The organism is Niallia sp. 03133 (genome assembly GCF_052663225.1).
This window is the reverse complement of record NZ_JBQTCY010000001.1, coordinates 18,131-44,331: the sequence shown is the minus strand read 5'-3', so window position 1 is coordinate 44,331 and position 26,201 is coordinate 18,131. Positions and strand designations below refer to the sequence as shown.

Genomic DNA, 26,201 nt, shown 5'->3' with positions numbered 1-26,201 from the left:
AAAAATAGTGATTACTCTATCATATGCTATATAGAAAAATTATTTACAAATTATTTCGATAATTAATTAATAATTCTTTTTGCAATTAGGCACGTTTGTTTTTAACTGTTTTTTCAAATCCAAAATCAGACTAACTTTTGGATAAAGTGAACCTTTCCATCAGTGGGAGTTTTCTTCATCCCCCACTGATGGTTAGTTGAACTTATCGGACCTTTACGGGCGAGTTTCAGCACCTAGCTTCCTCGATTTCTCAGCATCCTCGAGGTGGGGGTCTTACTGCCAGTTAAGAGTAGGATAAAAAGAGGGAAACGACATGCTTAGCTCGTTCCCCCCTTTGTTTTATGCTTATCGATTTAATAGGCTTCCTACATAACGCAGCAGCTCATTTGCAGAAGTTGAATTGTAGCCATGTTCATCAATAAGACGAGCAACTACCTCATTTACTTTTTTCAACTGCTGTTCATCTGGTGTTTTTGTAGATGTTGTAATTTTCACAACATCTTTTAAATCCGCAAATAATTTCTTCTGGATAGCTTCACGAAGGCGGTCATGAGAGTTATAATCAAATCTTTTTCCTTTTCGTGCATATGCAGAAATTCTGATTAGTATTTCTTCACGGAATGATTTTTTCGCATTTTCTGAGATGCCAATTTGTTCTTCAATAGAACGCATCAGCTTCTCATCTGGATTAATTTCTTCCCCTGTCAGCGGGTCGCGAAGTTTATTTTTATTGCAGTATGCCTCCACATTATCCAAATAATTATCCATTAATGTTTTAGCACTTTCTTCATAGGAGTAGACAAATGCTTTTTGCACTTCTTTTTTCGCAATTTCGTCATATTCTTTTCGTGCTAAAGAAATGCAGTTTAAATATTTTTCCTTCAGATCATTCGTAATGGAAGAATGCTGATCTAATCCATCCTTTAGTGAGCGCAGAACATCCAATGCGTTAATGCTTGTGATATCTTTACGGATAATCGTAGAAGAGATGCGGTTAATCACATAGCGTGGATCAATGCCGCTCATTCCTTCGTCTGCGTATTCATTTTGCAGTTCTTTTACATCTGCTGAACTAAATCCTTCCACGCTTTCACCATCATAAAGACGCATTTTTTTAACTAGATCAATATCCCCTTTTTTCGGCTCTCTTAAGCGTGTGAGGATCGTAAAGATGGCAGCAATCTTTAATGTATGCGGAGCGATGTGAACATCTGAAACATCGCTTTCAAAAATCATTTTTTCATAAATACGTTCTTCTTCTGTCACTTTTAAATTATAAGGAACAGGCATGACGATAATGCGAGAATGCAACGCTTCATTCTTTTTATTGGAAATAAATGAACGGTACTCTGTTTCATTCGTATGAGCGACAATTAATTCATCTGCTGAAATAAGGGCAAATCTGCCTGCTTTGAAATTTCCTTCTTGTGTTAAAGACAGCAAATGCCAAAGGAATTTTTCATCGCATTTTAACATCTCTTGGAATTCCATCATTCCTCTATTCGCTTTATTTAATTCCCCATCAAAACGATAGGCGCGCGGATCTGATTCAGATCCATATTCTGCAATAGTAGAGAAATCAATGCTTCCTGTTAAATCGGCGATATCCTGCGATTTTGGATCAGACGGGCTGAATGTCCCTATCCCTGTACGTTTATCTTCAGAAAAAAATACTCTTTCCACTAATACATCTTCGATTCTTCCATTATATTCTTCTTGCAGCCTCATTAAATTAAGCGGTGATAAATTGCCTTCAATTCGAATTCCATACTCATCATAAAAATCTTTGCGAAGATTATGTGGAATCATATGAAGCGGATCTTCATGCATTGGGCAGCCTTTAATTGCATAAACTGCTCCTCTTTCTGTATACGTATATGCTTCTAATCCTCTTTTTAACATGGTTACAAGAGTTGATTTACCGCCGCTGACCGGCCCCATTAGAAGCAGGATGCGTTTTCTGACATCTAGACGCTTGGCTGCTGGATGAAAATATTCTTCTACTAATCTTTCTAATGGCTCTTCTAGACCAAACAGTTGATCAGAGAAAAATTTATAAATCTTTTTCCCGCCGACTTCATCAATACCTGCATCATTAATCATGTTGTACACTCGTGAATGTGCAGATTGGGCTACCCAAGGCTTCTCTTTTAAGATTTCCAAGTACTCACCAAATGTCCCTTCCCATTTAAGCAACTCTTCTTCTTGTCTATACATCTCGATTTTTTTTAATATATTCATATGGACCTCCCCTGTCACATTATCAGAGACGATTAATATAATGTATGCACTACTGTGTACGAACATGCTGAAAAGAAAGAATAGTTTTTTCTAAAGCCTTGCTTATAAAGCAAAAATCCTTTCTTTATAAAAGCATCACTCCTCAGCAAAACTTTGGTAGTTTTTAAGAAGATGGATAAGCCTTTGTTTAAACTTATGCTGCTGCTTTCTATATTATTAGACTAATTTTTATTTTTTTCTAATTTCATATAAGGAAGGTTCGAAATCCGATGAATGGTATATATGCGGCAATAGAAAAAGTACCTTTGTCCTTGAGAGTGAGGTTCATGGACTGTTTTTTGAAGAAAATCAGGTTTTGGCCTTAAAAACACTGCTCATAAACCTATTCTTATATTTGGCTGTAGTCGGGGGGCTTAAAGGGATCTTTCAAAGACCATATTTTTGGTTTTAACTGTAGTTGGAGTCTTCAGGGGGCTTTCCTTTTACCTTTTATTGGGTTTACTTCCAGTTGGGTCCATAAGGGGACCTTTTCTTTTACCTTTTTTCTAAAAAAACACTCAAGTTTGTTCTTAAGAGCGATCCTCAAAAAAAAAGCAGGGACTTCCCCTGCTTTCTCCATTTAATCCAAATTCATTTTTTTGCTTTTCACAAACTCATTCATATATAAACGGGATTTTTTTTCTAACATTCCTGCCATTTGGGCAGTCCATGTATCCTGTCGTGCATCTCCTGTTCTTTCTTTATAATAAGCGGAAATCGTCTCATTATATACATCAAGTTCTTTTTTATATGCTGCAGCATCTTGCTCGTACTCATTTTCATGGTAAATATGTTCAAATGGTATTCTTGGCTTTTTCTCAGTCTGCTGATCTGGATATCCGACAACAAGAGCAAATAGTGGAATAACACGTTCAGGGGTTTTTAAAAGGTTGCATACTTCCGGCAAATTATTCCGCAATCCCCCAATATAGCATATGCCTAGACCCATTGATTCTGCAGCTATACTTGCATTTTGTGCTGCAAGTGAAGCATCAATTACGGTAACCATAAATTTTTCGGTTGTTTCCAACGTTGCTGAAACATCTTTTTCTTCCATCTCCGCTGCTACTTGATGACGGTAAAAGTCTGCACAAAAGATAAATAAATGGCCGTTATTTTCCACATAGGATTGATTGCCTGCTAATTCAGCAAGTTTTGCCTTCTTCTCTTTATCTGTCACCCCAATGATGCTGTATGCCTGAATAAAGCTAGAAGTAGATGCACTTTGAGCTGATTCTACTATTTGTTTCACTTGATCTTTGGTTAATTCTTTTTCTTTGAATTTGCGAACGGATCGATGTTCCAACAAAGTTTTTATGACTTCATTCATTTTGTACACTCCTCTTATTATATTGATCTACCCACATTATAGTCAAAATATAAATATTAGTTTAGTATTTCGCTTTAAAAATGGAAAAAACCATCCCTACAGATGGTTTATTTCAATAAGTCCCTATAATCTTGTTGGCGCAATGCTTCATATACAAGAATTGCGGCAGTATTGGAAAGGTTCAGTGAACGAACATTATTATTCATCGGAATGCGTAATGCCCGGTCTTTATTTGCCTCTCTAATTTCTTCTGGAAGACCAGTTGTTTCTCTTCCAAAAATAAAATAGTAATCTTTCTCTTTATCACTGTAATCAAAGGATGAATATGTTTTCTTTCCAAATTTAGTTAAAAAGAAAAATTCTCCTCCTTCATTTTCTGTGAAAAAGTCTTCGATTGAATCATAATAATGAATATCTACGAATTCCCAGTAATCAAGACCGGCACGTTTTAACATTTTATCATCTGTTGAAAACCCTAAAGGTCGGATTAAATGAAGACTGGTATCTGTTGCTGCACATGTTCTTGCAATATTTCCAGTGTTAGATGGGATTTGTGGTTGATATAATACAATATGTACTGCCAAAACTATGTCACCTCTATATAATTGCTTTCAGTGACTATTATACACTTTGTTTGCCGAAAACAATAATGTATTAATTGAATTCCTCTTTTAACCATCTATTATGGAAAAAAACTTATATTTAATATTCGGTGTATATGCAGTCGAGTCTTCATATGCCCAATACCTATTTCTGCTATTATATGTATGAGCATTAACAAGCGGCTCTCCGTTTTCGTCTTTAGCGGTTACAATGGTTGTATGATCAAATTTTCCATCTCCTTGAAAATCATAGCAGATGACATCCCCTAGCAGCAGGTCTGATGCATTTGCTACTTGCTTTGCTCTAAAGCCTCTTGTCGACGTGGCCAAATATTTCGGAAATGCGTTTGCCACTGCCCAGCTGTAGCTCCAATTATTGTTTTGCATCCACCAGCCGTTATTTCGATTTGGATATCCCCGCATTGGCGCCCCGCCGGCACGCACACATTGTGAAATATAATTGGTGCAATCTACCTCAAATGTTTTATAAGCAGGGTTGTAGCTATTCCACCATTTTTCTGCATACTGAACAGCTTTTAATCGATTATACGTATAATTTCTTTCCCTTTTGTGATCGGCTTCTATTTCAAAATTATCTAGAAAAGGAACTACTTCGTCCAGAAAAGGAACAGGCATTTCTTTATCTTCAATAAGTATCTCTTTATAAAAAACCGCTTTTCTTCGTTCTATTTCTTCTTCCATATAAAAGGATTCCTTTTGTTTTATAAGATATTGTAAATGGGTTTGATAAAACACTTCATCTGTTTCAAACAGTTTTCTTACTGAGGTAATGTTGCCTTTTGCTTTGACCTTTAAAATGTCTGCATTTCTCTTTTGACATAAAGTCTGTTTCCTCGCTATTTTATCATCTGTTGTAGGAGTTCTTTTGGAAGAGACATATTGCTCCATTCTTTTTTGAAGTAATTCGAGTAGCTGCTGTTTCAATTCATTCACTCCTTCCACCAACATGCTGCTTTTTTCGGCTGAGGCGACCGCTTATTTGCCGCCGCACCCCTTTTCTCGCCGTCGCATCCCTTTTTCTCGCCATCCCCCTTATTTCCACCAATACTTTCTCTTACTATAGATATGTAAAAACCTCGCTTTTCTTCACAAAAAAAAGAAGGAGCGCTTGTCCTTCTTTCCAAGTGTTTTTATCATAGTCATCCCTTAGGATAATCTTTCTATTGCATTCGTTATTTCCTGTTGGACTTCATCATCTGTTTCTCTTATCTTGCTGTTTTCCAATGCCTCTTTTGCTGATTGTCCGCCTATTTTCCCTAATGCCCATGCTGCCGTTCCTCTAATGACAGGTCTTGGATCTTTATTCATTACCTCTATTATATCGTCCACTGCACGTTCTTCTTTAAAATGTGCAAGTGCAATGAGGGCATTTCGTTGTATTGGTTTTTTTCCACGCCAAGAACCTGAAATATGTCCATACTTTTCTTTAAATTCCCTGTTGCTGATTTGCAATAAAGGTAAAAGCAGAGGCTTGGCAATCTCTGGATCAGGCTCCATTTCTTCATGCAAATGAAAATCCATGCCCTTATTTTTTGGACAAACAGTTTGGCATGTATCACAGCCATATATACGGTTTCCTAATTTTTCTCTAAATTCTTCTGCAAGGAAACCTTTTGTTTGTGTTTGAAACGCAATACAGCGTTGTGCATTTAATTGTCCCCCTTGTATTAAAGCTCCTGTTGGACAAACTTCCACACATTTATTACAGGTTCCGCATTGATCTTCCATTGGTGCATCGGGAGTTAGCGGAAGATTAGTTATCATTTCTCCTAAATAAACGTAAGAACCAAATTCAGGTGTAATAATGGCACAGTTTTTACCTGACCAGCCAATGCCTGCTCTTTGAGCCACTGCCCTGTCTACCAGTTCACCTGTATCTACCATTGATTTACAACGTGCATCGGGAACTCTTTCCATAATATATTTTTCCAGCTTCTGCAGCCTGTCTCTTAACACAACGTGATAATCCGTTCCCCATGATGCCCGGCAAAAAATCCCTCTTCTCTCTCCTTTTTTGCTTACCACTCTTTCCTTCATTTTTGATGGGTATGCTAAGGCAATGGAAATAATAGATTTTGGTTTTTCCAACAGGAGGGATGGATTGACACGTTTTTCAATATCCTTTTCTTCAAAACCAGATTGATAATTTAATTCTTGTTGTTGAATTAATCGTATTTTCATTTCCTCAAAAGTACTAGCATTCGTAAAGCCAATTTTATCGATTCCAATCGTTCGGCTGTATTGAATAATATCCTGCTTTAACTGATCATAGTTCACGGAATTCCCCTCCTTATACATTGGATTTGAAAATTAAATAAGATAAAGTGAATCTTCCATAAGTGGGGGTTTTGTTCATCCCCCACTTATGGTTAGTTAAACTTATCGGATCTTTACGGGCAGTTATCCCCCACCTTGCTTCCTCGATTTCTCAGCATCCCCGAGGTGGGGGTTTTACTGCGCGTTAAGAATGGGATAAAATAAGACTTATAGAAACTTCATCATCTATAACATAATAATTTTGGAGGTACATACAGTGTATATTTCGATTGATAAAGAGCTTAAAAGCGTTATTCCAGATTTTAAAATCGGGCAAATAATTTATAAAAACATCGAAGTAATTCCTTCCCCACAAATGATTAAAGGCCGCCTGCAGCTTTTTCAAGAATCGACTTATTTTGATTTAGAAAATGCTAATGTGAACGATATTCCTTCTATTAAAGAGTGGCGCCAAATTTTCAAGGCGACAGGAAAAGATCCAAACAGATACCGCCACTCGGCAGAAGCACTATTTAGACGGGTTAAAAAACAAAATTATCTGCAGCCAATAAACAGCAGCATCGACCTTAATAATTTCTTTTCCCTTCAATTTGGTGTACCAATCGGTATTTATGATTGTGCCAATCTTTCCGGCAATCTAAACATCCGCATTGGGAAAGACGAGGAACAATACACCGGCTTAAACGGAAGAATTAATTCTATTGAACATTTGATTATCAGTGAAGATAACAGTGGTCCATTCGGAAGCCCCTTTGTCGACTCTAACCGCGCACCAGTTACATTCGAGACAAAAAATGCCGTACAAATCGTATATTTACAGCCTTCCACTTCAATCGAAACTGCCAATAAAATGGTTGAGTCGTTAATGAATATGTTTATACAAGTTCATGGTGGAGAAGGCGAATTTCAAATTATTAACTAATTGCTTCTAAAACTTCTGCTTTAAAAAGTTTCAGCAAATAAAAACTGCGAAGCAGAAGAAGAAGTAAAAAAATTCATAATTAGGCACAATAAAAAACGCAATGCTTCGTTCTTTAGTTGAACCGAAACACTGCGTTGTGACCAATTATGTATGGAGCGGGTGATGGGAATCGAACCCACGACATCAGCTTGGAAGGCTGAGGTTTTACCATTAAACTACACCCGCATATTTAATTTTTTCTTGTTTTTTTAGCACGTTTTTTATTATATATCCGTTATATTAAAAATGCAACTACTTTTCGACATTTTTTTCTTTTGAATGACAAAAACTTTTCTTTTTATTTTGCTATTTTTACTTTTCGCAATTAACTAATCTTGTCTTTTAAAAACATTTACTATTATATAGGCTCTGTTAAACGTTAATGTTGATTTTGGAAGGAAATTTGCGAGACTTCTGTGGAAAAACGGGCTGGAAAGACCCCGCAGGGAGGTACGACCGAGGAGGGCTTGCCAGTTCGTCCGCGGAAAGCAATTGAATTTCCTGACCATTATAAATCAACACTGAAATTTAACAGAGCCATTATATTAAGAGGAAATTTATGTTAGCTACTCCATTTTAATTTTCTAACGATTTGACTGGACAAATAGAAACGCATCTTACCCATTCCGCTCATTCAAGAAAAATACAGACTAATCCATCCCCCTATATTGAATAAGCAATTATTTTCCACCTCTTACTTTCCTGAAAAAACCATTGACTTTTTTTTATAAGAAATATATATTTTAACTAATCGTTTGAACTTAAACTTTATACAAATTAATTCTTATCCAGAGCGGCGGAGGGACAGGCCCTATGAAACCCGGCAACCAAATGATAAATTCTGGTGCTAATTCCTACAAAACAAATATGTTTTGTAAAGATAAGAGAAGTTACTTACTAAAAAGTACCGCTTCTCTTCCTGGAGAAGGGGTTTTTCGTATAGGTTTAAAAGACTACTAAAATAAGTTACTATTAAGGGGGAAACAAAAGTGAAAAAATTATTTACATTATTTGCATTATTATTATCATTCGTTTTAGTATTAGCAGCTTGTGGAAAAGATAAAGATTCTTCAAAAGCACTTAGTACAAAAGAAATAGAAGTTGGTGTTACAGGTGGACCTCATGAGCAAGTAATGCAGAAAGTAGCAGAAGTTGCAAAAAAAGATGGTCTTACTATTAAAATTAAAGTATTCAACGACTACAATACACCAAATACAGCATTAGCAGATGGTGATCTTGACATCAACAGCTACCAAACAAAACAGTTTTTAGATGCCGTAAAAGCCGATAAAGATTATAAGATTAGTGAAGTATTTAAAACTCTAACATTCCCAATGGGCATTTATTCTAAATCTGTTAAAAGTTTAGACGAGATTAAAAAAGGCGATAAAATTGCTGTTCCAAATGATCCAAGCAACGAGTACCGCGCACTTAAACTTTTTGAAGCTGCTGGTTTAATTAAATTAAAAGAAGGCACTGGCGAAAAAGCAACAAAAAGAGATGTTGTGGAAAATAAATTGAATCTGGAAATTTTAGAATTGGATTCTGCACAGCTTCCTTCCCAATTAGGAGAAGTTGCAGCAGCTGCAATCAATACAAACTTCGCAATGGGAGCAGGTTTAACGATTAAAAAGGATGCAATCTTCCATGAAGAAGCAGAAAACAACCCATACTCTAATTACTTAGTAGTTCGTGATGCTAATAAAAACGATGAAGTAGTTAAAAAATTAAAAGAATATTACCAAAATGACGAAGTAAAACAATTTATTCAAGAAACATTTAACGGATCTATTGTTCCAAGCTGGTAAGGAGGTTCTAGCATGATAAGTCTACAGCATGTATCAAAAACATTTAATGTTGGAAAGAAAAAAGTGGAAGCGTTGAAAGACGTTTCCCTTACGATTCAAAAGGGTGAAATTGTTGGAGTTATTGGATACAGCGGTGCTGGAAAAAGTACATTGATCCGCTGTGTCAATTTATTAGAAAGACCAACTAGTGGAAAGGTTCTTATTAATGATGTGGATATCACATCCATTAATAAAAAAGAGCTGCAAAAAGTACGCCAAAAAATCGGGATGATTTTCCAAGGGTACAACTTGTTAAAAACCGCAACTGTTTATGAAAACATTGCGATTCCGCTTAGACTAGAAGGTGTGCCTAAAGAAGAAATAATAACAAGAGTAGAAAAATATTTAAACATTGTCGGGTTAAGTGAAAAGCATCATGTATATCCAGGACAATTATCAGGCGGTCAAAAACAAAGAGTGGCAATTGCACGGGCATTGGCGCATGAACCAGAAATCTTATTAAGTGATGAAGCAACAAGTGCACTTGATCCAAATACAACGGAATCCATTCTTGATTTATTGCTTCAAGTAAATAAAGAACTTGGCATCACTATCTTTTTAATCACCCATGAATTAGATGTAATCCAACGTATATGTGATCGTGTAGCTGTCATGCAAAATGGAGAAATTGTAGAAGAAGGAAAAGTTCTCGATATTTTCTCCAATCCAAAACACTTGCGGACAAAACAATTTGTATATGGTGAAGCAGGAATTAAAGTACCTAATCATTTTGTAGATAAATTGCCAAAAAGCGGAAAGATTGTTTCTTTAACTTTTATCGGCGAATCATCAAAAGATCCTTTTTTAGCTTTATTAGCAAAACAATTTGATGTACTTCCAAGTATTCTTGCAGGTGGTATTGATCAATTAAAAGATCAATCAGTCGGCAAATTAATTGTTCATATCGATGGAGAAGCATCGGAAGTAGAAAAATCTATTAACTTCCTTAACGAGAAAAATATTTTAGTAGAAGAGGTGAATCAATAATATGGGTACATTCTGGGAAAATTGGGGAGAAGTCATTCAAGAGGCATTTTGGCAAACAGTACAAATGACAAGCATATCCCTTTTAATCTCTATTGTTATTGGCTTGCCTTTAGGTGTTCTACTTGTATTGACTCGTAAAGGCGGGCAAGCTGAAAATGTTGTTTTTTATACGATTATGAACACCATAATAAATGTTATTCGTTCGATTCCTTTTATTATTTTATTGTTCTTTATTCTTCCTTTTACAAAGCTTGTAGCGGGTACAACCATTGGTGTAGAAGGGGTTATTGTCCCTCTTGTTGTGTATACTGCACCTTATATAGCAAGATTGATGGAATCTTCTATCCTTGGAGTAGACCGTGGTGTAATTGAGGCTTATCAATCAATGGGTATATCGACATTCAAAATTATTTGGAGTGTACTAATAAGAGAAGCACGCTCCTCCATCGTACTTGGTCTTACTATCGCAACAATCGGATTAATCGGTGCCACTGCAATGGCTGGATTAGTCGGTGCTGGTGGATTAGGAGATGTGGCTTATCAATATGGTCACTTACGTTTTGAGCCTATTGTTATGTATACAACTATTCTTATTCTAGTAATTATTGTTCAATGCATTCAGTCATTTGGAAATGTGCTGGCACGTAAATTGAATAAGAATTAATGAAAAAGGATGTCCCAGGGGACATCCTTTTTTGATAGAAATACTTTTCATTAATTGGTAAAAATATTTTTTTGCTCTTTTATTCCATAGATCACAATGAACATTATCATTACTCCAAGCAGTGAAACATAACAATTAACTGCAGCTGCAACCCCTATTATTTGAGATAAAAATCCTAGACAAATGACGGGAATACTAACACCTAAATAAGTAAAAACAAAAAAGGTCGATATAATATTTCCTTTGATATGATTAGGTGCCGCCTCATTTAATAAAGCAAGACTTCCAGCATATGCAGGACCATTTCCTGCTCCTATTAAAATGGCTGACAGCAACAGTAAAATCAGTGATTTTGTGCTTAATGTTATCACTAATAAAATAAGGCCTATTGATAATAAAATATATCCAATGCTGATCATTGTTTTTAACGACAATTGTTTAACAAGTATTTGATTAACTGCTGCAGCAATAAGTCCTAAAGCGACAACCACTCCTGATATTGTTAAGCTGCTTATATTTGTAAAACTTGATAAATTCGATGGGATAACCGACATAAACATGCTGATAATAGACCATGCTAAAAAAGAAGTACCTGTTGCTAATAAAAATGGTTTCATAATTGATTTTGGAACATAAGGTTTTTTCAATTGAACTGGACGTAACCCTGGGCGGACATTTTCATTTAAAAAGAATAGTCCAACAAAACATGGGAGTATAAAAAGTAAATGAACATAATAAGACAACCTTGTTGGAAATGGAGCAAAATCTCCTAATACTCCTGAAACAATCGGTCCAATTGCATTTCCCAAGGTTACAGCCAACGCACAAATTAATGCCGTTTTCTTTTTATTTCTCCTTTCATCCAACTCCGTGAGTGCAGCAACTGCAACACCGTTTAAAACTCCAACAGATAGCCCTTGAAATAATCTTCCTATAAGCAGCATTCCTACTCCGTTTGCCATCGTAAAACACGCAGTGCCTATAATAGCAAAGAAGATCCCAGGAATAAGAACTTTTTTTCTTCCTATCTGATCAGACAACTGTCCCGCAACAACAATAGCTGGGATAACGGTAAAGGCATAAAAAGCAAATACTAATGTTATCATGCCAGATGAAAGGCCCCATTCTTGGCGATACAGCGTATAAAGAGAAGCTGGGATATTTGTTCCAAACAGTGTAAGAAATAAACTGCATGCGACGAGCCAAAAGGATACTTTTTTACTTAGTGTTTTCTTATCTCTAAGTTCTTGTATAGCATCTGCTTTATGGATTAGCTTTTGCTGAAAGGCGGATCGCTGTGCTGTATCCACCTCCATCACTTCCATTAGTTCCTGTAGGCCGATAACAAGATTTTGCACTTGTCCTTCCTCAGCACAGCTTGCAATTCGAATCCTTGAAATTTCTTCTTTTTTGTATTTTTTTGTTGTAATTTGTTCTATATTTACTTTGTGCGTGACAAATAAATTGGATATACGTGCTAACACTCCCGGCTGATCCTTGACAAGCATCGAGATACGATATACTGACATCATGAAGCGCTCCACTCCCTTTTTTAGACAAAAAAGTACTTACTTACATTGTAAGATTGAATAATTATAAAGTCTATACATTTGTAAGAAAATATAACATTAAAAATTATTTGTTAATTTCCAGCTGAAAATTCCTTGCTATATCACAGCTTTATACGTTCCATATCTTTAGAATAAAAAATTAAATCGTTTAATTTATCAGAAAATTCTTGCATAAAATTATGCATATTTTCTTACAATTCCACCCCTCCACGCAGTAAAATAATTTTATTTAAAACTGGAAAGTATAAGGAATAGTACATCGTTTCTAATTATGCGCTTCTCTTTTTCATTTTTGTATGAATATACAGACATAAATTAGACATAATCACAACTTGTTTTTTAAAAATTACATAGCTAAATTCATACAGATTTTGTACACTATATAAGACATAATTTATTCTAATAATACGGATTGCAGCTTTTATCACCCTTTAGCAAATTTTTGCGCAATCATAACACTGGTGCAATCAGTCTTTAGTTCAGGAGGTATCATTTTGGAAGTAAAATATTTAACAGAAGTAGAAGCTTTGGCGTTAAAAAAGCTGAAAATTTATAAACAAAGCCGTCTCCGCTCTATACTTCGATCTATGGTTGCTAGTATGTTTATTGGTTTCGGTGTAATTGTTGCATTTAAAACTGGAAATTTCTTTTATATGGTACAATCTCCAATGGCCTATCCAATGGCAGCCATCGTTTTTGGAGCAGCTATCATTCTTATTGCATATGGCGGAGGAGATTTATTTACAGGAAATACTTTTTATTTCACTTACGCCGCACTCCGAAAAAAAATAAGGTGGTCAGAAGTGGTTAAAGTTTGGGGGACAAGTTATATCGGCAATATTTTAGGTGCTGTCTGCTTTGCCCTTTTAATTTATTTGACCGGATTATTTAATTCACCGGATGTGAACGGCTTTTTATTATATGTGGCAGAACATAAAGTGCATGCACCAATTTCTGAACTGTTTTTCCGTGCCATTCTTTGTAACTGGCTAGTCTGTTTAGCCTTCTTTATTCCAATGACCTTAAAGGGCGACGGACCAAAATTATTTGCCATGGTACTGTTTGTCTTCTGCTTTTTCATCTCTGGTTATGAGCACAGTATTGCCAATATGTGTACCTTCGCAATTGCTTTAGTACTGGATCAGGATCCAGCTATTAACTTTGTCAGCGTTATACGAAATATCATTCCTGTTACACTTGGGAATTTAATCGGCGGCGTATTTTTTATGGGTGTGATGTATTACTTCATTAATAAACCTTTTATGGATTTAGAGGAAGAAGAAAACAAAAAGTAATAAGAAAAAAAAGGAGAATCCTATCTGCCTAAGCAGTTAAGATCTCCTTTTTTTACTGATTATTTTAAGCTTTGAACAGGAACATTAACATCATCGAGGTTAATATGCCCCCAGCTTCCCAACCCATTGTCCACGACTTTTATATAACATTCTGTTCCAATATAGGCAGCAGCATCCCAATATTTTCTTGCATAGGTTTCTGTATTGGCTCCAGTCTCTTTAAAAATCTCCTTGCCATCAGAAGCTCTGACTAATGCAACATATAATTTGCTGATATCATTTCCTCCAGCAACCAAAAGATCAATTTTTCCATCATCACCTAAAATAAAATTTTGAGATTTTAATGTTCCTGTTTGATCATCTCCTCCATCTTTAAAACCCCAAAGATGAAATGTTCCGTTTTGATTAAATGGTCCTCCCCAGAAAGTAGTATCCGAGGCTGCATCTCCATTGCTAAACGCATTTCCAGCAACGATCGTCCAACCGTCCAAATTGCCGCTTTCAAAATCATGATTCGTTAATTCCAATGTAGAGTTTTTTTGTCGTGTGTTCTGGAATACAGCAGTAGCATCCCAGACATTCAATCCAAATTTTCCTGATTGGAAAGACGTATCATTTTTATCAATAACTAAACGGTCATCTAAATAGATTTTAAAGTTATCTCCAACTACCACTACTTTTAAATGATACTTTTTATTTACATCTAACGTAGTTGGATATTCAGCTAACACGGTTGCTGTCCCGTTTACAAATTTAAAGAATTTGACGACATCGTTTTTTGCGTCAACATTTGCAAGGTAGCTGTTTTTTGCATCATCACTGGAGCGGAATACAAGGGCGCCAGCACCTTTTCCATTGCCGTCTTTCACTGTTATATCCGATTCATACGTAAAGTTCGTGCCTGTTTTTGAAGATATGATAAAGGAATCTCCATCGGATCGTCCTTGTTTTCCCTCTATCGTATCTGCCCATAATCCATTAACCGTAGTCCAGCCAGTTAAATTAGACTGAAATGGAGTCGTTCCCCACACTTTATTTAATTTGTGTACAGTTAAAGAATTGATTTTCGCACTCCCATTTACAGCGTATACCTCCAAGTCCTTGCTGGACAGGTTTGGAAGGATAATATCTGTCAGCACTTTTTGGCCGTCATTTCCAAACACTTCAACGGAAGAACGGTCTACAAAGATGCGAAGCTTTATTTTGCCGTTAACAGGCTGCATCGTCGCATTATGCTTCCCTGTAAAAGTCGGATTAAAGCTTACATTGCCAGAATTAGTCCGGTCAATGGACAGCTGTGCTGTATTTTTATCATAAGCTATTTTTGTGTATTGGCTGCCTCCCTTGCGGACATTAAATCCGAATTCCGTCGCAGTGGATCCGCTTACATCAAACTCTGCATTAATCTCCACTGCGTCTCCTGTAACACCTGTCAGTAAATTGCTACTTGTAGGAGTTATCGTTTTATTTGTCCATGTATTTACGGCTCCTCGAATCGATTGCAGCTCCGTTACTGGTGTTTGAACCAGCCTAATTCCTTCAGAAAGCGTCTTAAGCTCCAACGTTCTAGGAATCGTCATGGCGCTTCTCCAAGGGCTTGTAGGAACATCGTTGGCGTATTGCCAGTTGCTCATCCAGCCCAGCCAGATTCTCCGACCATCAGAAGCTGGAATATCAGACCAAGAAACAGCAGCATAGAAGTCTTTTCCATAATCTGTCCATAACACCTTGCTGGCATCATTATCATTTACAAAAGTCGTTCCATTGAAGGTACCTACAAAATATTGCATGCCGGATCCTCCAGCAGCAGCTCCATTGCCTAAGCTGATTTGCAGCACCCATTTCTTTTGAGTCGAACTTCCATCGACGGGTAGCTGGAATAAGTCCGGACATTCCCATACTCCTCCATGGCTTCCCTGTCCTTGCCCAAAATCGCTTGCAAATGTCCATTGTTTTAAATTGGTAGATGTATAGATTTTTATTCTGTCACCTGCGGCAAGAACCATCACCCATTTTTGTGAATCTTCATGCCAAAAAACCTTTGGATCTCGGAAATCACTTAGCCCCGGGTTGGGAATAACCGGATTTTCAGAATATTTCGTCCAAGTCCTGCCTTTATCATTGCTATAAGCTATACTCTGAACTTGGGTTCCATTTTTATCTTGTGTATACATGGCTACTAATGGCTTTTCTGTTCCTGTTTGAAAACCACTCGTATTATTCCAGTCTACTACAGCGCTTCCAGAAAAAATGGTTCCATTATCATCTGGAGCCAATGCTATAGGAAGCTGTTCCCAGTGGACAAGATCCTTGCTGACTGCATGCCCCCAATGCATTGGTCCCCATTGCAAACCATAGGGGTGGTATTGATAAAATAAATGATATTCTCCTGCATAGTACACCATTCCATTCGGATCATTCATCCAATTCGCTTCTGGTGTAAAATGATATTGAGGACGGTATTCTTCATTATAATAATCTGTATCAGCGGCCCTTGCAGGAGAAGCCATTGGCAGCAAAATAATGAAAAGAAACAATATGCTGATTACGATCGATTTCTTTTTCATTTTATTCCCTCTTTCATTTTTATAAAGGAGAAAACAGCTCGATAAACTCTTTTCGAGCTTATTTTTTATATAATAAATGAGCAACCAGCATCGTATCTTTATGTTTGCCGACGGCAGTAATAGTCCCATTTAAGTATTTTGTTCATACGGAGACTAGTAATGCACCACAAAGAGAAAAATGCTAATTAAATGGATAAATTCTTTCATTTAAATGATGAATTCTTATTTTTTCAAGTAATGGACATCACGAATTTCATAAAACTTTTGCTAATTGCACCACTCCCTTCTTTAAACTTAAAAAACCAACTACTCTCTCAACATCTGAATACTGGAGATGTTTTATAAGAATAATTTATTTACTCTGCATAGATACAATCATAGTTTATAACATTTGTTATGAAAACGCTATCATACTTTGTATCCTAGTAATTCTTCCTACATTTTTGTAAAAAAAAAGCAATTTTATTTTTGCTCTTTTTTTCTTTTTATTTTCACAATGAATCACTATAAATCATGAATTCACGTGATGTAATTGCGAATAGTTCTTTTCATGGATATAATAGGAAAGGTTATTTTTCTAATATCATAATAATTCTCTCTCCGCCTACAAAAATATTTACTGCGACATTTATCACTGCCAACAAGTATGCTGATAAAATGCATTTTTATCTTACCAGGAGTCAGCAAACCAATCTTTTTACTTACTTCAATATCGAAAGAACAAATTTTATATAAATATGACCATCGTTAATTCGATGAAAATATTTGAACATTCTTTTGAAACAAGGAGAGCCCGATTTTTTACATTAAGAAAAAAAGCGCAAGCGCCCTTGCTCATCGACAGAATAAGCTGGACTGAATCGAGTGAGATAAAGGAAACACGAAGAACGTAGTGATTCGATGTTGACTTATCGTAGACGAGGTGAGGGAAGTGTTGAAGTCGATAGGGTGCTGGAGCTAGACACTTGTCAGACTTCAGAAAACTTATACTTCTTATCTTTTAAGAAAAGGTTGCCAAATCAGCGTATCTGCTGCTGATTTGACAAACCTTTTCATGTTCATTCAGTATTTGCTTATGTCCGATTCAACTGTTTGGATAATCACTGGTTTCTTTTTAGGATCAAGCCATTTTAAAATCGATACAACGTTATCATTGCTAACCGCTGTACATCCTAATGTATAGCTTCCTTTTGCAATATGAAAAAAGATCGCGCTGCCCTTCCCTTTTACTCTTTTTGTATTATAGTCAATAACAAAACCATAATCGTACTGAGGGATATTCATGCCTTCACTTTTTTCGCCCGTTTTCTTCTTCGACTGCAGTGTATTATAATACTTGGAATTTATATTATCCACCCATACGTCATCACTTGTAATTCGATGATAAGAAAGTTTTGTTCCCGGATTTTTCTGTCTTCCAAATGCTGTCGTTATCGTATATCTACCAGCCGGTGTACTTTGTGAGCCTTCCGAAATCTGCTGTTGTATTCCTTTTTTTCCTACAATTCCATTTACAGATAAAACACGCTTCCATTTTCCATTATTATCTTTCGAAAAAGTTTGAATCAAAGCATTTGTTTCCTTTTCCCCAATGGTTGTTACTAAAATAAACTGCTGATTTTTGCCAACTGTCTTCATCTTATTTACTGCTTTTTCGCTTTCCGCTTTTGATGTCAGCACACTTACTTTTTTCACATATTTAGCCGAAACGTAACCATAAGTTGTTTTATATTTTATCTTAAACCAGCTGCCATCCTTCACTATCTCTACTTTGGATCCTTTTTTTAATGATCCAATTATTTTAGATTGGGTGCCTGGAGCCTTTCTGACATTTAAATAACTTGCTGTTGTTTCCCCTTTAAATAGCACCGTTTCCTGCGCCATAACACCTGATTTGCTAGGTGATGCTAGAAAAAAAGCAACCATAACGGTTAAAAATATAACGAGTGATTTTGTTCTCATAGCTCCTCCGCTTTTCCTTTGAAATATGTATTTTTTCCTTAAGCTTTTTTCCAAACAGCAGAATATTTCTTTTTATCCTTTGCATCCTCTTTTTTTTCTATTAAATTATGTATTTTCCAGAATTTCCATTAATGCTTCATACTGCACTTCTTTATTATCTGCCTCCAGCTTTTCAAAAAGTGCTTGTACCTCTCTTTACCCATTAAAACATTCCCTTAGGTGATGGTCGGAACCGTTTTTATTTATTGTAAAACAAAAGCCAAAAATTTTTAAAGTGATATTCTCCTCATTCTATTACAAAAGGCATTTATAGGTAAAATAATAGTTAAGTGTAGATGATTTATTAAGAGAGGATGTTGTTATATGCCATTATTACGTTTTGATTTAATAGAAGGCCGCAGCAAAGAAGAGCTTAAAAAATTATTAGATGCTGCTCATGTAGCAATGCTGGAGGCATTTAGCGTTCCAGAAAGAGATCGTTATCAAATTGTCCATCAACATCCTGAACATGAAATGATTATTGAGGATACAGGCTTAGGGTTTATCCGAAGCAAAGACCTTGTCTTAATAAGCGTCACAAGCAAAAAAAGAACACCTGAACAAAAACAAGCATTATACCGTCTATTAGCTGAAAAGCTGCAAGAAGAATGCGGCATCTCACCGGAAGACCTAATGGTATCCATCACAGAAAACAGTGAAAGCGATTGGAGCTTCGGTTTAGGAGAAGCCCAAATTTTCACAGGAAAGCTGTAAAGAGAAAACCAATGATCCTTGTGTAATCATTGGTTTTCTCAACAACAGATAATTCCTGTTGCTTACCCTAGTTACTATAATGGCAATATAGAAATATTGTCATAGGATGCTTGAAAGAAGGAAGAGGTTTTGTCCATTTCTCCCGTCAAAAGAAAACCAATCCAAAAAAGAGTATACGCATTGGTCTTTAAAGGAACGTATTTATCTATTGTAAGATTCCCTTTCTCCATGGTAGGAATCCCCAACTTAAGATAACCATTATCCTGTCTTAACCTCCAATTCTGGTTATTAAATAGAATGGATATTCTTCTGTGAAAAGAAGGAAAGCCTTTCGTTTTCTGATTCTTTTTCCAGTCCTCATATCGACTAAGTGCGAGTTTTCTAGCTTCTTGAATGAGGATAGAGGGTAGAGGGCAGTTCCCTTCGTATTGGAAAGCAAATATATGGTGTAACAATCAAATTTTTGTCATAATTTTCATAAGGAGGAATTTTAATGATAATTAACAAAGTGGAAATATATATATCAAACTTTGAAAAAACGGTTCAATTTTATGAACAAACACTTCAATTCAAGCTAATATCCTATGTTGGCAACAGCGCTTCCTTTCAAATCGGTGAAAGTGTACTCGAATTTCATAAAGATGAAATGAATAATCACTATTATCATTTCGCTTTTAATATACATAGCAACCTGTTTAAACAGGCAAAAACATGGCTCGCAGAACGGGTGGAACTGTTAAAAGAAGATAGGGAAGATGAGGTCTATTTTGAAGGAATAACAAAAGCAAATGCATGTTATTTGGAAGATCCAGCTGGAAATATAGTGGAGTATATTGCTAGAGTAGAGACTTCACCTACATCAGCTGCTAAAGTATTTTCAACCAGTAATGTCTTATCAATAAGCGAAATCGGCTTATCCACTAATGAACTGGAAAAATACGCAGAACAAATTCAAACCCTGGGGATTCCTGTCCGCAATAACAGGCAGCTATACTATGACACTTATTTGAATTTTATGGGTGAGTATGAAGAAGGGGCCTTCATTATTTTAGGACCACTAGGAAGAAGGTGGATATTTTCAAATAAAGTTTCTGTTGCAACCCCGGTTGTTATTCATACGGATAGAGGGATTATTAGTACTTTGTGATGTTTCTTTTTTAGTGCTAGAATCTACGTACATACACACTATGCGGATATTCTAATACGTGCAAATATTTATATACAAATAAACCGGTTCCCACAAATGAGAAACGGTTTAAAATCTTATTCTTTGATACCGGTCGGGGCGAACCAACACTCCAGAAGGAACACGATTTTGAATCGTGTGCGCCAGTCTATTTTACCTCACTGCCAAAATCAAAATCAGAATTAAGCACCGAATAAAACAGAATAAAAACTAAATTGTGGTCAAAGGTTAGCCGCCTTATCCTACTCTATTCTTATATCTATTCCAATATTAATTTATCAAAAATTATATCTTTCAATGCAAAAAAGAAACCTAATAACAACCCATAACTAATATCACTTAATTTATAGTAATCACTTAAACCAATACTAATAGTAATAAACATAATTAAAGTTATGTTACTTAATAACTTTTTTCTCTTAAATTTACTTGTTAATCTTTGAATTGGAAGAAATAACTTTAACATACTTTTATTTAATGCATTTAATCCTATAGAGCATATGATAGAAAATATAATAGCTACTGTGATTATTATCACAAAAGAAAGCACTTCTATAACCCCCAGTAAATTACAAATTTTATTAAAATTTACTAAATTATAGTTAATATAAATACAAATTACAACATATTCCTAAGATAATGTATATATTAAAACACATATCTGTTCTTTATCCTAAAATCAATTATTTTTTGTGTAAGCATGGTCTTTCTTTACAAAAAACACAAAAAAATCCTTCTCCATTTAATTAATGAAGGATTGAAAACCAATTTATTTAACTAAAAACAGTGAACATACCTGTCATCTCTGGAGAATGGTCTTTAAATCCAAACTGTTCGTAAAAATTATCCGTACCATGTGATGCGAAAAGACCAACAAAAACTGCACCAGACTTAATATTATTTATATATTCTAGTAACCGTTCAATTATTTTTTTACCTACACCACTGTTTTGATACTCTGGTAATACTGCAACATCTTGAATATAGAAGTACATCGCACCGTCACCAACAATACGCCCCATGCCAATAACTTTTTCGTTCTTAATTGCAACAACAGCATACACAGAATTTTCAATTGAATGTTTACTGCTATATATATCCACTGTTCCCCATCCTACGGATTCCCACAAAAATTTATGTTCCTCAACAGTTGGGGGACGATTAACAACTTCATAATTTTTATTAGTCATTTTTACCAACCACCTATCTTATAAAATTGGTGGTTATTGAAAGGCATAACCACCATAATTAGTTTTCTTTATAAGAATTTAGCTCCATGTTATCCCTCTCCTTTTCATCAATTGTAGAAAATTATACCATCGTTTGAATATTATAACAAAGGAAATAAAATAATAAATCATTATTATACACCATTACATCCTTATTTTTAAATTTATTAAAGGTGAAAAGGGTCTATGTTTATCCATTACATCGTCACTAAACAGATTCACATACACTCTTACCATTTCCATACTTGTATGCCCTAAAATTTGTTGTAACTCAAAAATTCCTGCTCTATTCTTAACGCTCAACTTTGCAAAAGTATGTCTAAACGTATGGCAGGAGCATCTAACCCCTTTTATATCCGCTTGTTTTCCGTAAAATTTCACTCTGTTCTGGAATTGCCTTTTTGACATCGGCTCACCATCAAGTGTGACAAACAAAGAATCGGTTTCCATTACACCACGAATTTGTATATATTTCTGTAATTGCGTTTTCATTTTGGTTTGTATCGGTACTATACGCTCTTTATACGACTTTGTATTCCGAATATGAAGTTTAGATTCGTTCCATAAAATATTTTGTACACAAACCCCTTCCAATTCGCTCACACGCACGCCCGTTTCAAGCAGTAAAAGCATAAAAGTGTATAATCCCTCACACCTACAAAGGAACGCAAATTCGGCTGATTAAAAAGCGTTTGAAGTTTTTCGTGTGTAAAGGTTTCAACTACTTTTCTACGGTCTTTGAGTAATTGAATATCGGTAAGCGGATTGTTTTTTATGTGTCTTTCACGTTGAAGGAAATTAAAGAATGCTCTAATGGCTCTTAAACGAGTGTTAATGGTGACGGTCTGCAATCCCATCTCTTTCATAAAAAGAATGACATTACGCTTAATATGCTCTTTTGTAATGGTGTCTAATGAGGGATTTATGCCTTGTTCTCTTAGGAATTTGAAGAATACAGATAATTCATTTCTGTAATATTGGATTGTTTGCGGTCTTAGATTTCTGATTTGGCAATCATCAACAAATAAGGAAAAAGCGGTTTTGAAATCAATTTCTTTTACAACCTTTGGTGAGTTGTTAACGGATAATTCTTTAATTGATAATTCATTTGTACGCCTTGCCATATTTTAATTCCTCCTTATTTATGACAGGGTACGCACACGATTTTATGTACACGATATTTTTATAAGAATCGTATTTGAAATAAATAAAAAACGTTTCTTACAAAGTGTAAGAAACGTTGATTTCATCGCATTGGCAAGCAATTTATTGATACCGGTGGTCGGGGTCGAACCGACACTCCAGAAGGAACACGATTTTGAGTCGTGCGCGTCTGCCACTTCCGCCACACAGTTGGTATATCAATGTTTACAGTAGTTTTAGTCAATGCTAATTATCTAATTGTCCATACGATTATTAAATACCTTTGATATGAAGTTAATCAAAATTCCAAACTATTGTCAATAATCATTATTATATATCAACCTTATTAATGAAAGCCTTGCTGGATAGATACGAACTCCCGACCGACGCCTTAGAAGGGCGTTGCTCTATCCAGCTGTGCTACTGAGACTGACGCTATTTATTAGCCTTTATGTATAACGGTCACTTTTCGAACTTAGACCGATTGACTTATTTTCTATTATAATGGCACATTCTTTGTAATTCAACAACTAAAGCATCTGTGTATTTGACACACAAGAAGATGAATCAACTATGAGTTTATCCCGCCCGCCGTTGTCCAAGCGACTAATACTCCCTTATATTTCTCCTACAACCAAAAAAGGACCCTCTTTAAAAGGTCCCTAAATATTGGCCGACGCCATTTTATTAACCTGTCTAACACAGGTCCACTTATCCCACGGTACTAGAACATGATTTTGAGATTTGTTATCCACCCCATAAAAGATAAATGCAACAGAGAGCTTCTCTGCGACACCCTTTGAGGTGGCTCTGATTTTATAAAAAAAAGAGAGCTAGCATTAAGCTAACTCAATAGGTTGTTAAATTCATTTTTAAATTCGTCTCTTTTATTCACATCTTCAGAGTTATAAAAAGGTAAGCCAATTAAATTATAATCTTTATTTTGGAAAATTGTCTTTACCTCATAATCATTTTTAATTTCTTGTAAAAACTCTTCTTTCCAAGCGTCTTTTTCCAAAAGATGACCACCCTTTGGCTCAATAAAGACTTGATATATAATTTGTTTGTTATCATCTTTCTTAGATAAGAATAGTACAAAGTCTGGCTCTACTGCTTTACCGTCTGAATATCTGTATAATTTAAAGTGTCTTTCATTTCTTAACAAATAAATCTCTGAGTATGTTTTCTTTAATTCCTCATAAGCTGACTTAATAAACAGCACCAATTTTTTCTCTTCTGAAGTGCCAAAATTCTCCTCAAATGCGTACCACTCTTCTGTACTTAAATCTAAATAATTTGAAGCTACTTTTGGAGCTTTCATTGGAAAGCCGGTTTCACCATCTTCACCATCTGACAAATTGAAGTTTAATATTTTATCTTTGAAAACATGCTTGATACCATGAGCAATAAATGTTTTGGAACCATATTTTTTGTTTGTTTCTTTACCAATATCTTTTGAAACATCTTCAAGAACGTTTGAAACAATATTAAGCTTCTGTTCTGGGGTTAAATTTATAAATTGCTTTTTCGTTCCAGTTAATTCAACTCTAAGTTTTGAAAGGTATTCCTTTGAGCTTATAAATTCACTAATGGATTTTAAGTTAGGGTAATGACCTTTCAAGTTGGAAAACTTATAAAAAGAATTTCTTTGTAATGCTTTTCGGATTATCGACTTTCCAAACCAGCCTAGTTCCTTTTCAGTTTTTTCAACTACCTCATAATCTTGCTCAAGTTCTTCGCTTTCCCTTATTAAAATAACCTCGGAAGTGAAACCAGTGTTTAATGATAACTTAAAGGTTTTCTCTTTGATTTTATTTGCTAATCCAACAATCTCTGAGTTATCCCTTATTTTAAGCTCATTCACCCAAATGACACCTAGTTTATAAAAGTCGGTTTTCTTAAACTCTTCCTTCAATATAAAATTTCGCTCAACAGTATTTGAAGGTTTAATACCAATCGTATCAAGTGCTTTATTCAATTCTTGTATGTACCTTGGGTTGTGTGAGCTATGGTAATAAAGCTCTTCACATACCCTAAGTGAATTTTTTAAATCATCATCATATTTCCGTTTATACAAGGGTTGTGAGCTATCTATTTGAAATGGACAATTTCTCGCTCCCCTACCAATTAACTGAGCTTCAGCCATAGTTGTTTTGCCTACTTGTCCATTTCTTGAGTCACGAGTGTCATAAAGTCTAACTATATCGAAAAGGTTTAAGACATCCCAACCCTCATTTAATGCGTCTACCGCAAACACAGCACGAATTTGATTATCGTTATCCTCTAATGAGTTAATAATAATTTGATTGCTTTTGTTTTCTGAAGAGCTATCAACAGAAATACATTTATCCTCAGAGAAAGCTGTTTTGAGCTGTATAACGAGATTTTCAAGAGTTGTACCACTTTGGTCAAAATAATTAAATGCTTTCTTTATAATTGAATCCTCTTCAGCGTTATCTCTAATTTTTTGCAAATCAGTCACATTTAGATTTTCGATTTTTTCAATAAACTCCTCTTTAAACTCTGAGGAGACAATTGTATTTTCGTCTCGTCTTTTTGGTGGATTGACATAATTTGCTTTAAACATAACGACTGGTTTAATTATTTTGTTATGGTCAGCAAAAAGCTTATATCTATACTGGCTTAAAACTATCGCTTGCAAAGCTCTTTCTATTGTAGATAAGTTAGCTTGGAGAACCTTAACCTCTTTAGAAAACTTGTCCAAATAAAACTTTTTTAAGTTGTAATCATAAATAAGCTTATTTTTATATTTGTTAGCTATAACTTGCTCGGACAAATCCGCTGTGGCTGTAAACTCTAATAGTAAATTTTCTTTATTTGACATGAAAATTCTATTTACAGTACCTTCCCAGCTCAATACTTCCCTAAATTCATTTTGAGTAAGCTTCTTATTCTTTACCGCTTTTGTTTCTGCGTTCAAATGGTGAGCTTCATCTGAAAGCATGACAATTTTCTGGTCAATAAAATCCTCATAGGTTATTGAATTTTCTTTAGGGTTATTCATTCTTGTGTGTAAGCCTTGTGTAGTAGTGAAATGAATATTTATTTCATTCTCATTAACCCCTTGGAAATTATCCACCTCGTTGATAGTAACAATTCTACTTCCAATATTTATACGGTTATTAAAAAGATATTTGCTTGACTCTTCATTTAAAAAATTCGTTCTAGTTTTTTCTATTATATTTGTACTATCAACAAAGAAAATAATATTCCTATAACCAAGCTCGTATAGATATAAAATAGAGCCTGCCATTATAAGTGTTTTTCCACTCCCAGTAGCCATTTGAAAAAGTAATTGGGAAGGCTTTTCTCGTCTATTGTACTTTTCCATATAAAACATAAATCGTGAAAAAGCTTCTTTTTGATATTTTCTCAATTCAAATTTAGGGTTAATATTTTGAAGAATTGAATCTGGTATTTCTTTAGGGAGCATGTCCATTTTTTTTAACGAATTAAGATTATTTAATAGCTCAAATTGCTCATTACTCATTTTTTAACTCCTAAC

General features: G+C 35.2%; 17 protein-coding genes, 3 tRNA genes, 2 pseudogenes and 1 riboswitch. Of the genes and pseudogenes, 7 read left to right on the top strand and 15 right to left on the bottom strand.

Features of this window, described 5'->3' with window-relative positions:
- Positions 1 to 345 precede the first annotated feature (345 nt).
- The 5 genes from ACTYBU_RS00245 to queG form a co-directional block, all read right to left on the bottom strand.
- Entirely contained in the window at positions 346 to 2,241 is a 1,896-nt protein-coding gene (locus tag ACTYBU_RS00245; RefSeq protein ID WP_445486453.1) for a PrkA family serine protein kinase, read from the bottom strand.
- Positions 2,242 to 2,860: 619 nt separating this feature from the next.
- Positions 2,861 to 3,610, bottom strand: coding sequence for an oxygen-insensitive NADPH nitroreductase (gene nfsA, locus ACTYBU_RS00240; RefSeq protein ID WP_445486452.1), 750 nt, complete (start codon positions 3,608 to 3,610; stop codon positions 2,861 to 2,863).
- 107 nt (positions 3,611 to 3,717) lie between these two features.
- On the bottom strand, positions 3,718 to 4,194 hold the full coding sequence (gene trmL / locus ACTYBU_RS00235) for a tRNA (uridine(34)/cytosine(34)/5-carboxymethylaminomethyluridine(34)-2'-O)-methyltransferase TrmL (protein WP_445486451.1): 477 nt from the start codon (positions 4,192 to 4,194) through the stop codon (positions 3,718 to 3,720).
- Positions 4,195 to 4,281: 87 nt separating this feature from the next.
- On the bottom strand, positions 4,282 to 5,157 hold the full coding sequence (locus ACTYBU_RS00230) for an amidase domain-containing protein (protein ID WP_445486859.1): 876 nt from the start codon (positions 5,155 to 5,157) through the stop codon (positions 4,282 to 4,284).
- 222 nt (positions 5,158 to 5,379) lie between these two features.
- Positions 5,380 to 6,510: a tRNA epoxyqueuosine(34) reductase QueG gene (queG, locus tag ACTYBU_RS00225; protein ID WP_445486450.1), complete on the bottom strand. Its 1,131-nt coding sequence runs from the start codon at positions 6,508 to 6,510 to the stop codon at positions 5,380 to 5,382.
- A 256-nt stretch (positions 6,511 to 6,766) separates the two neighbouring features.
- On the opposite strand from queG, the gene ACTYBU_RS00220 reads away from it, so the two are divergent.
- Positions 6,767 to 7,432: a B3/B4 domain-containing protein gene (locus ACTYBU_RS00220; RefSeq protein WP_445486449.1), complete on the top strand. Its 666-nt coding sequence runs from the start codon at positions 6,767 to 6,769 to the stop codon at positions 7,430 to 7,432.
- A gap of 151 nt (positions 7,433 to 7,583) precedes the next feature.
- On the opposite strand, the gene ACTYBU_RS00215 is transcribed toward ACTYBU_RS00220, so the two are convergent.
- A tRNA-Gly gene (locus ACTYBU_RS00215) sits at positions 7,584 to 7,657 on the bottom strand.
- Between the two features lie 595 nt (positions 7,658 to 8,252).
- Positions 8,253 to 8,358: riboswitch (SAM riboswitch) on the top strand.
- Positions 8,359 to 8,460: 102 nt separating this feature from the next.
- On the opposite strand from ACTYBU_RS00215, the gene ACTYBU_RS00210 reads away from it, so the two are divergent.
- Genes ACTYBU_RS00210 through ACTYBU_RS00200 form a run of 3 tightly spaced genes read left to right on the top strand, consistent with a single transcriptional unit; the run spans position 8,461 to position 10,969 of the window.
- Positions 8,461 to 9,279: a MetQ/NlpA family ABC transporter substrate-binding protein gene (locus tag ACTYBU_RS00210; protein WP_445486448.1), complete on the top strand. Its 819-nt coding sequence runs from the start codon at positions 8,461 to 8,463 to the stop codon at positions 9,277 to 9,279.
- Between the two features lie 12 nt (positions 9,280 to 9,291).
- Positions 9,292 to 10,305, top strand: coding sequence for a methionine ABC transporter ATP-binding protein (locus ACTYBU_RS00205; RefSeq protein WP_445486447.1), 1,014 nt, complete (start codon positions 9,292 to 9,294; stop codon positions 10,303 to 10,305).
- 1 nt (position 10,306) lies between these two features.
- Positions 10,307 to 10,969 (top strand): methionine ABC transporter permease, encoded by a 663-nt coding sequence (locus ACTYBU_RS00200; RefSeq protein ID WP_445486446.1) that lies wholly within the window; start codon positions 10,307 to 10,309, stop codon positions 10,967 to 10,969.
- 50 nt (positions 10,970 to 11,019) lie between these two features.
- Here the strand turns inward: ACTYBU_RS00200 and ACTYBU_RS00195 are convergent, their stop codons facing one another.
- Positions 11,020 to 12,498 (bottom strand): MFS transporter, encoded by a 1,479-nt coding sequence (locus tag ACTYBU_RS00195; protein WP_445486445.1) that lies wholly within the window; start codon positions 12,496 to 12,498, stop codon positions 11,020 to 11,022.
- A gap of 536 nt (positions 12,499 to 13,034) precedes the next feature.
- Here ACTYBU_RS00195 and ACTYBU_RS00190 point away from each other — a divergent pair.
- Positions 13,035 to 13,835: a formate/nitrite transporter family protein gene (locus tag ACTYBU_RS00190; protein WP_445486444.1), complete on the top strand. Its 801-nt coding sequence runs from the start codon at positions 13,035 to 13,037 to the stop codon at positions 13,833 to 13,835.
- A 533-nt stretch (positions 13,836 to 14,368) separates the two neighbouring features.
- On the opposite strand, the pseudogene ACTYBU_RS00185 reads toward ACTYBU_RS00190, so the two are convergent.
- Both ACTYBU_RS00185 and ACTYBU_RS00180 read right to left on the bottom strand, forming a co-directional pair.
- A pseudogene (locus tag ACTYBU_RS00185) lies at positions 14,369 to 16,402 on the bottom strand (GH32 C-terminal domain-containing protein); the annotation flags it as partial.
- A gap of 1,062 nt (positions 16,403 to 17,464) precedes the next feature.
- A complete protein-coding gene (locus ACTYBU_RS00180; protein WP_445486443.1) occupies positions 17,465 to 18,364 on the bottom strand; it encodes an SH3 domain-containing protein in 900 nt (299 codons plus the stop codon).
- A gap of 363 nt (positions 18,365 to 18,727) precedes the next feature.
- On the opposite strand from ACTYBU_RS00180, the gene ACTYBU_RS00175 reads away from it, so the two are divergent.
- On the top strand, positions 18,728 to 19,117 hold the full coding sequence (locus ACTYBU_RS00175) for a tautomerase family protein (protein ID WP_445486442.1): 390 nt from the start codon (positions 18,728 to 18,730) through the stop codon (positions 19,115 to 19,117).
- A gap of 74 nt (positions 19,118 to 19,191) precedes the next feature.
- On the opposite strand, the gene ACTYBU_RS00170 is transcribed toward ACTYBU_RS00175, so the two are convergent.
- On the bottom strand, positions 19,192 to 19,347 hold the full coding sequence (locus ACTYBU_RS00170) for a hypothetical protein (RefSeq protein ID WP_445486441.1): 156 nt from the start codon (positions 19,345 to 19,347) through the stop codon (positions 19,192 to 19,194).
- Between the two features lie 263 nt (positions 19,348 to 19,610).
- Between ACTYBU_RS00170 and ACTYBU_RS00165 the strand changes: the two genes are divergently transcribed.
- Entirely contained in the window at positions 19,611 to 20,264 is a 654-nt protein-coding gene (locus ACTYBU_RS00165; RefSeq protein ID WP_445486440.1) for a VOC family protein, read from the top strand.
- 812 nt (positions 20,265 to 21,076) lie between these two features.
- On the opposite strand, the gene ACTYBU_RS00160 is transcribed toward ACTYBU_RS00165, so the two are convergent.
- The 5 genes and pseudogenes from ACTYBU_RS00160 to ACTYBU_RS00140 form a co-directional block, all read right to left on the bottom strand.
- Complete coding sequence (locus tag ACTYBU_RS00160; protein ID WP_445486439.1) at positions 21,077 to 21,493, bottom strand: GNAT family N-acetyltransferase; 417 nt, start codon at positions 21,491 to 21,493, stop codon at positions 21,077 to 21,079.
- A 183-nt stretch (positions 21,494 to 21,676) separates the two neighbouring features.
- Positions 21,677 to 22,656, bottom strand: a pseudogene (locus tag ACTYBU_RS00155) (tyrosine-type recombinase/integrase).
- 152 nt (positions 22,657 to 22,808) lie between these two features.
- Positions 22,809 to 22,887: transfer RNA gene (locus ACTYBU_RS00150), tRNA-Leu, on the bottom strand.
- 150 nt (positions 22,888 to 23,037) lie between these two features.
- Positions 23,038 to 23,097: transfer RNA gene (locus tag ACTYBU_RS00145), tRNA-Arg, on the bottom strand.
- Between the two features lie 422 nt (positions 23,098 to 23,519).
- Complete coding sequence (locus ACTYBU_RS00140) at positions 23,520 to 26,186, bottom strand: DEAD/DEAH box helicase family protein (protein WP_445486438.1); 2,667 nt, start codon at positions 26,184 to 26,186, stop codon at positions 23,520 to 23,522.
- Positions 26,187 to 26,201 lie beyond the last annotated feature (15 nt).

Bases quoted from the DNA above. Each gene is read 5' to 3' on its own strand.
- ACTYBU_RS00245 (WP_445486453.1), bottom strand. From the start codon at position 2,241: ATGAATATATTAAAAAAAATCGAGATGTATAGACAAGAAGAAGAGTTG.
- nfsA (WP_445486452.1), bottom strand. From the start codon at position 3,610: ATGAATGAAGTCATAAAAACTTTGTTGGAACATCGATCCGTTCGCAAA.
- ACTYBU_RS00205 (WP_445486447.1), top strand. From the start codon at position 9,292: ATGATAAGTCTACAGCATGTATCAAAAACATTTAATGTTGGAAAGAAA.
- ACTYBU_RS00200 (WP_445486446.1), top strand. From the start codon at position 10,307: ATGGGTACATTCTGGGAAAATTGGGGAGAAGTCATTCAAGAGGCATTT.
- ACTYBU_RS00195 (WP_445486445.1), bottom strand. From the start codon at position 12,498: ATGTCAGTATATCGTATCTCGATGCTTGTCAAGGATCAGCCGGGAGTG.
- ACTYBU_RS00180 (WP_445486443.1), bottom strand. From the start codon at position 18,364: ATGAGAACAAAATCACTCGTTATATTTTTAACCGTTATGGTTGCTTTT.
- ACTYBU_RS00175 (WP_445486442.1), top strand. From the start codon at position 18,728: ATGCCATTATTACGTTTTGATTTAATAGAAGGCCGCAGCAAAGAAGAG.
- ACTYBU_RS00170 (WP_445486441.1), bottom strand. From the start codon at position 19,347: ATGGAGAAAGGGAATCTTACAATAGATAAATACGTTCCTTTAAAGACC.
- ACTYBU_RS00165 (WP_445486440.1), top strand. From the start codon at position 19,611: ATGATAATTAACAAAGTGGAAATATATATATCAAACTTTGAAAAAACG.
- ACTYBU_RS00160 (WP_445486439.1), bottom strand. From the start codon at position 21,493: ATGACTAATAAAAATTATGAAGTTGTTAATCGTCCCCCAACTGTTGAG.
- ACTYBU_RS00140 (WP_445486438.1), bottom strand. From the start codon at position 26,186: ATGAGTAATGAGCAATTTGAGCTATTAAATAATCTTAATTCGTTAAAA.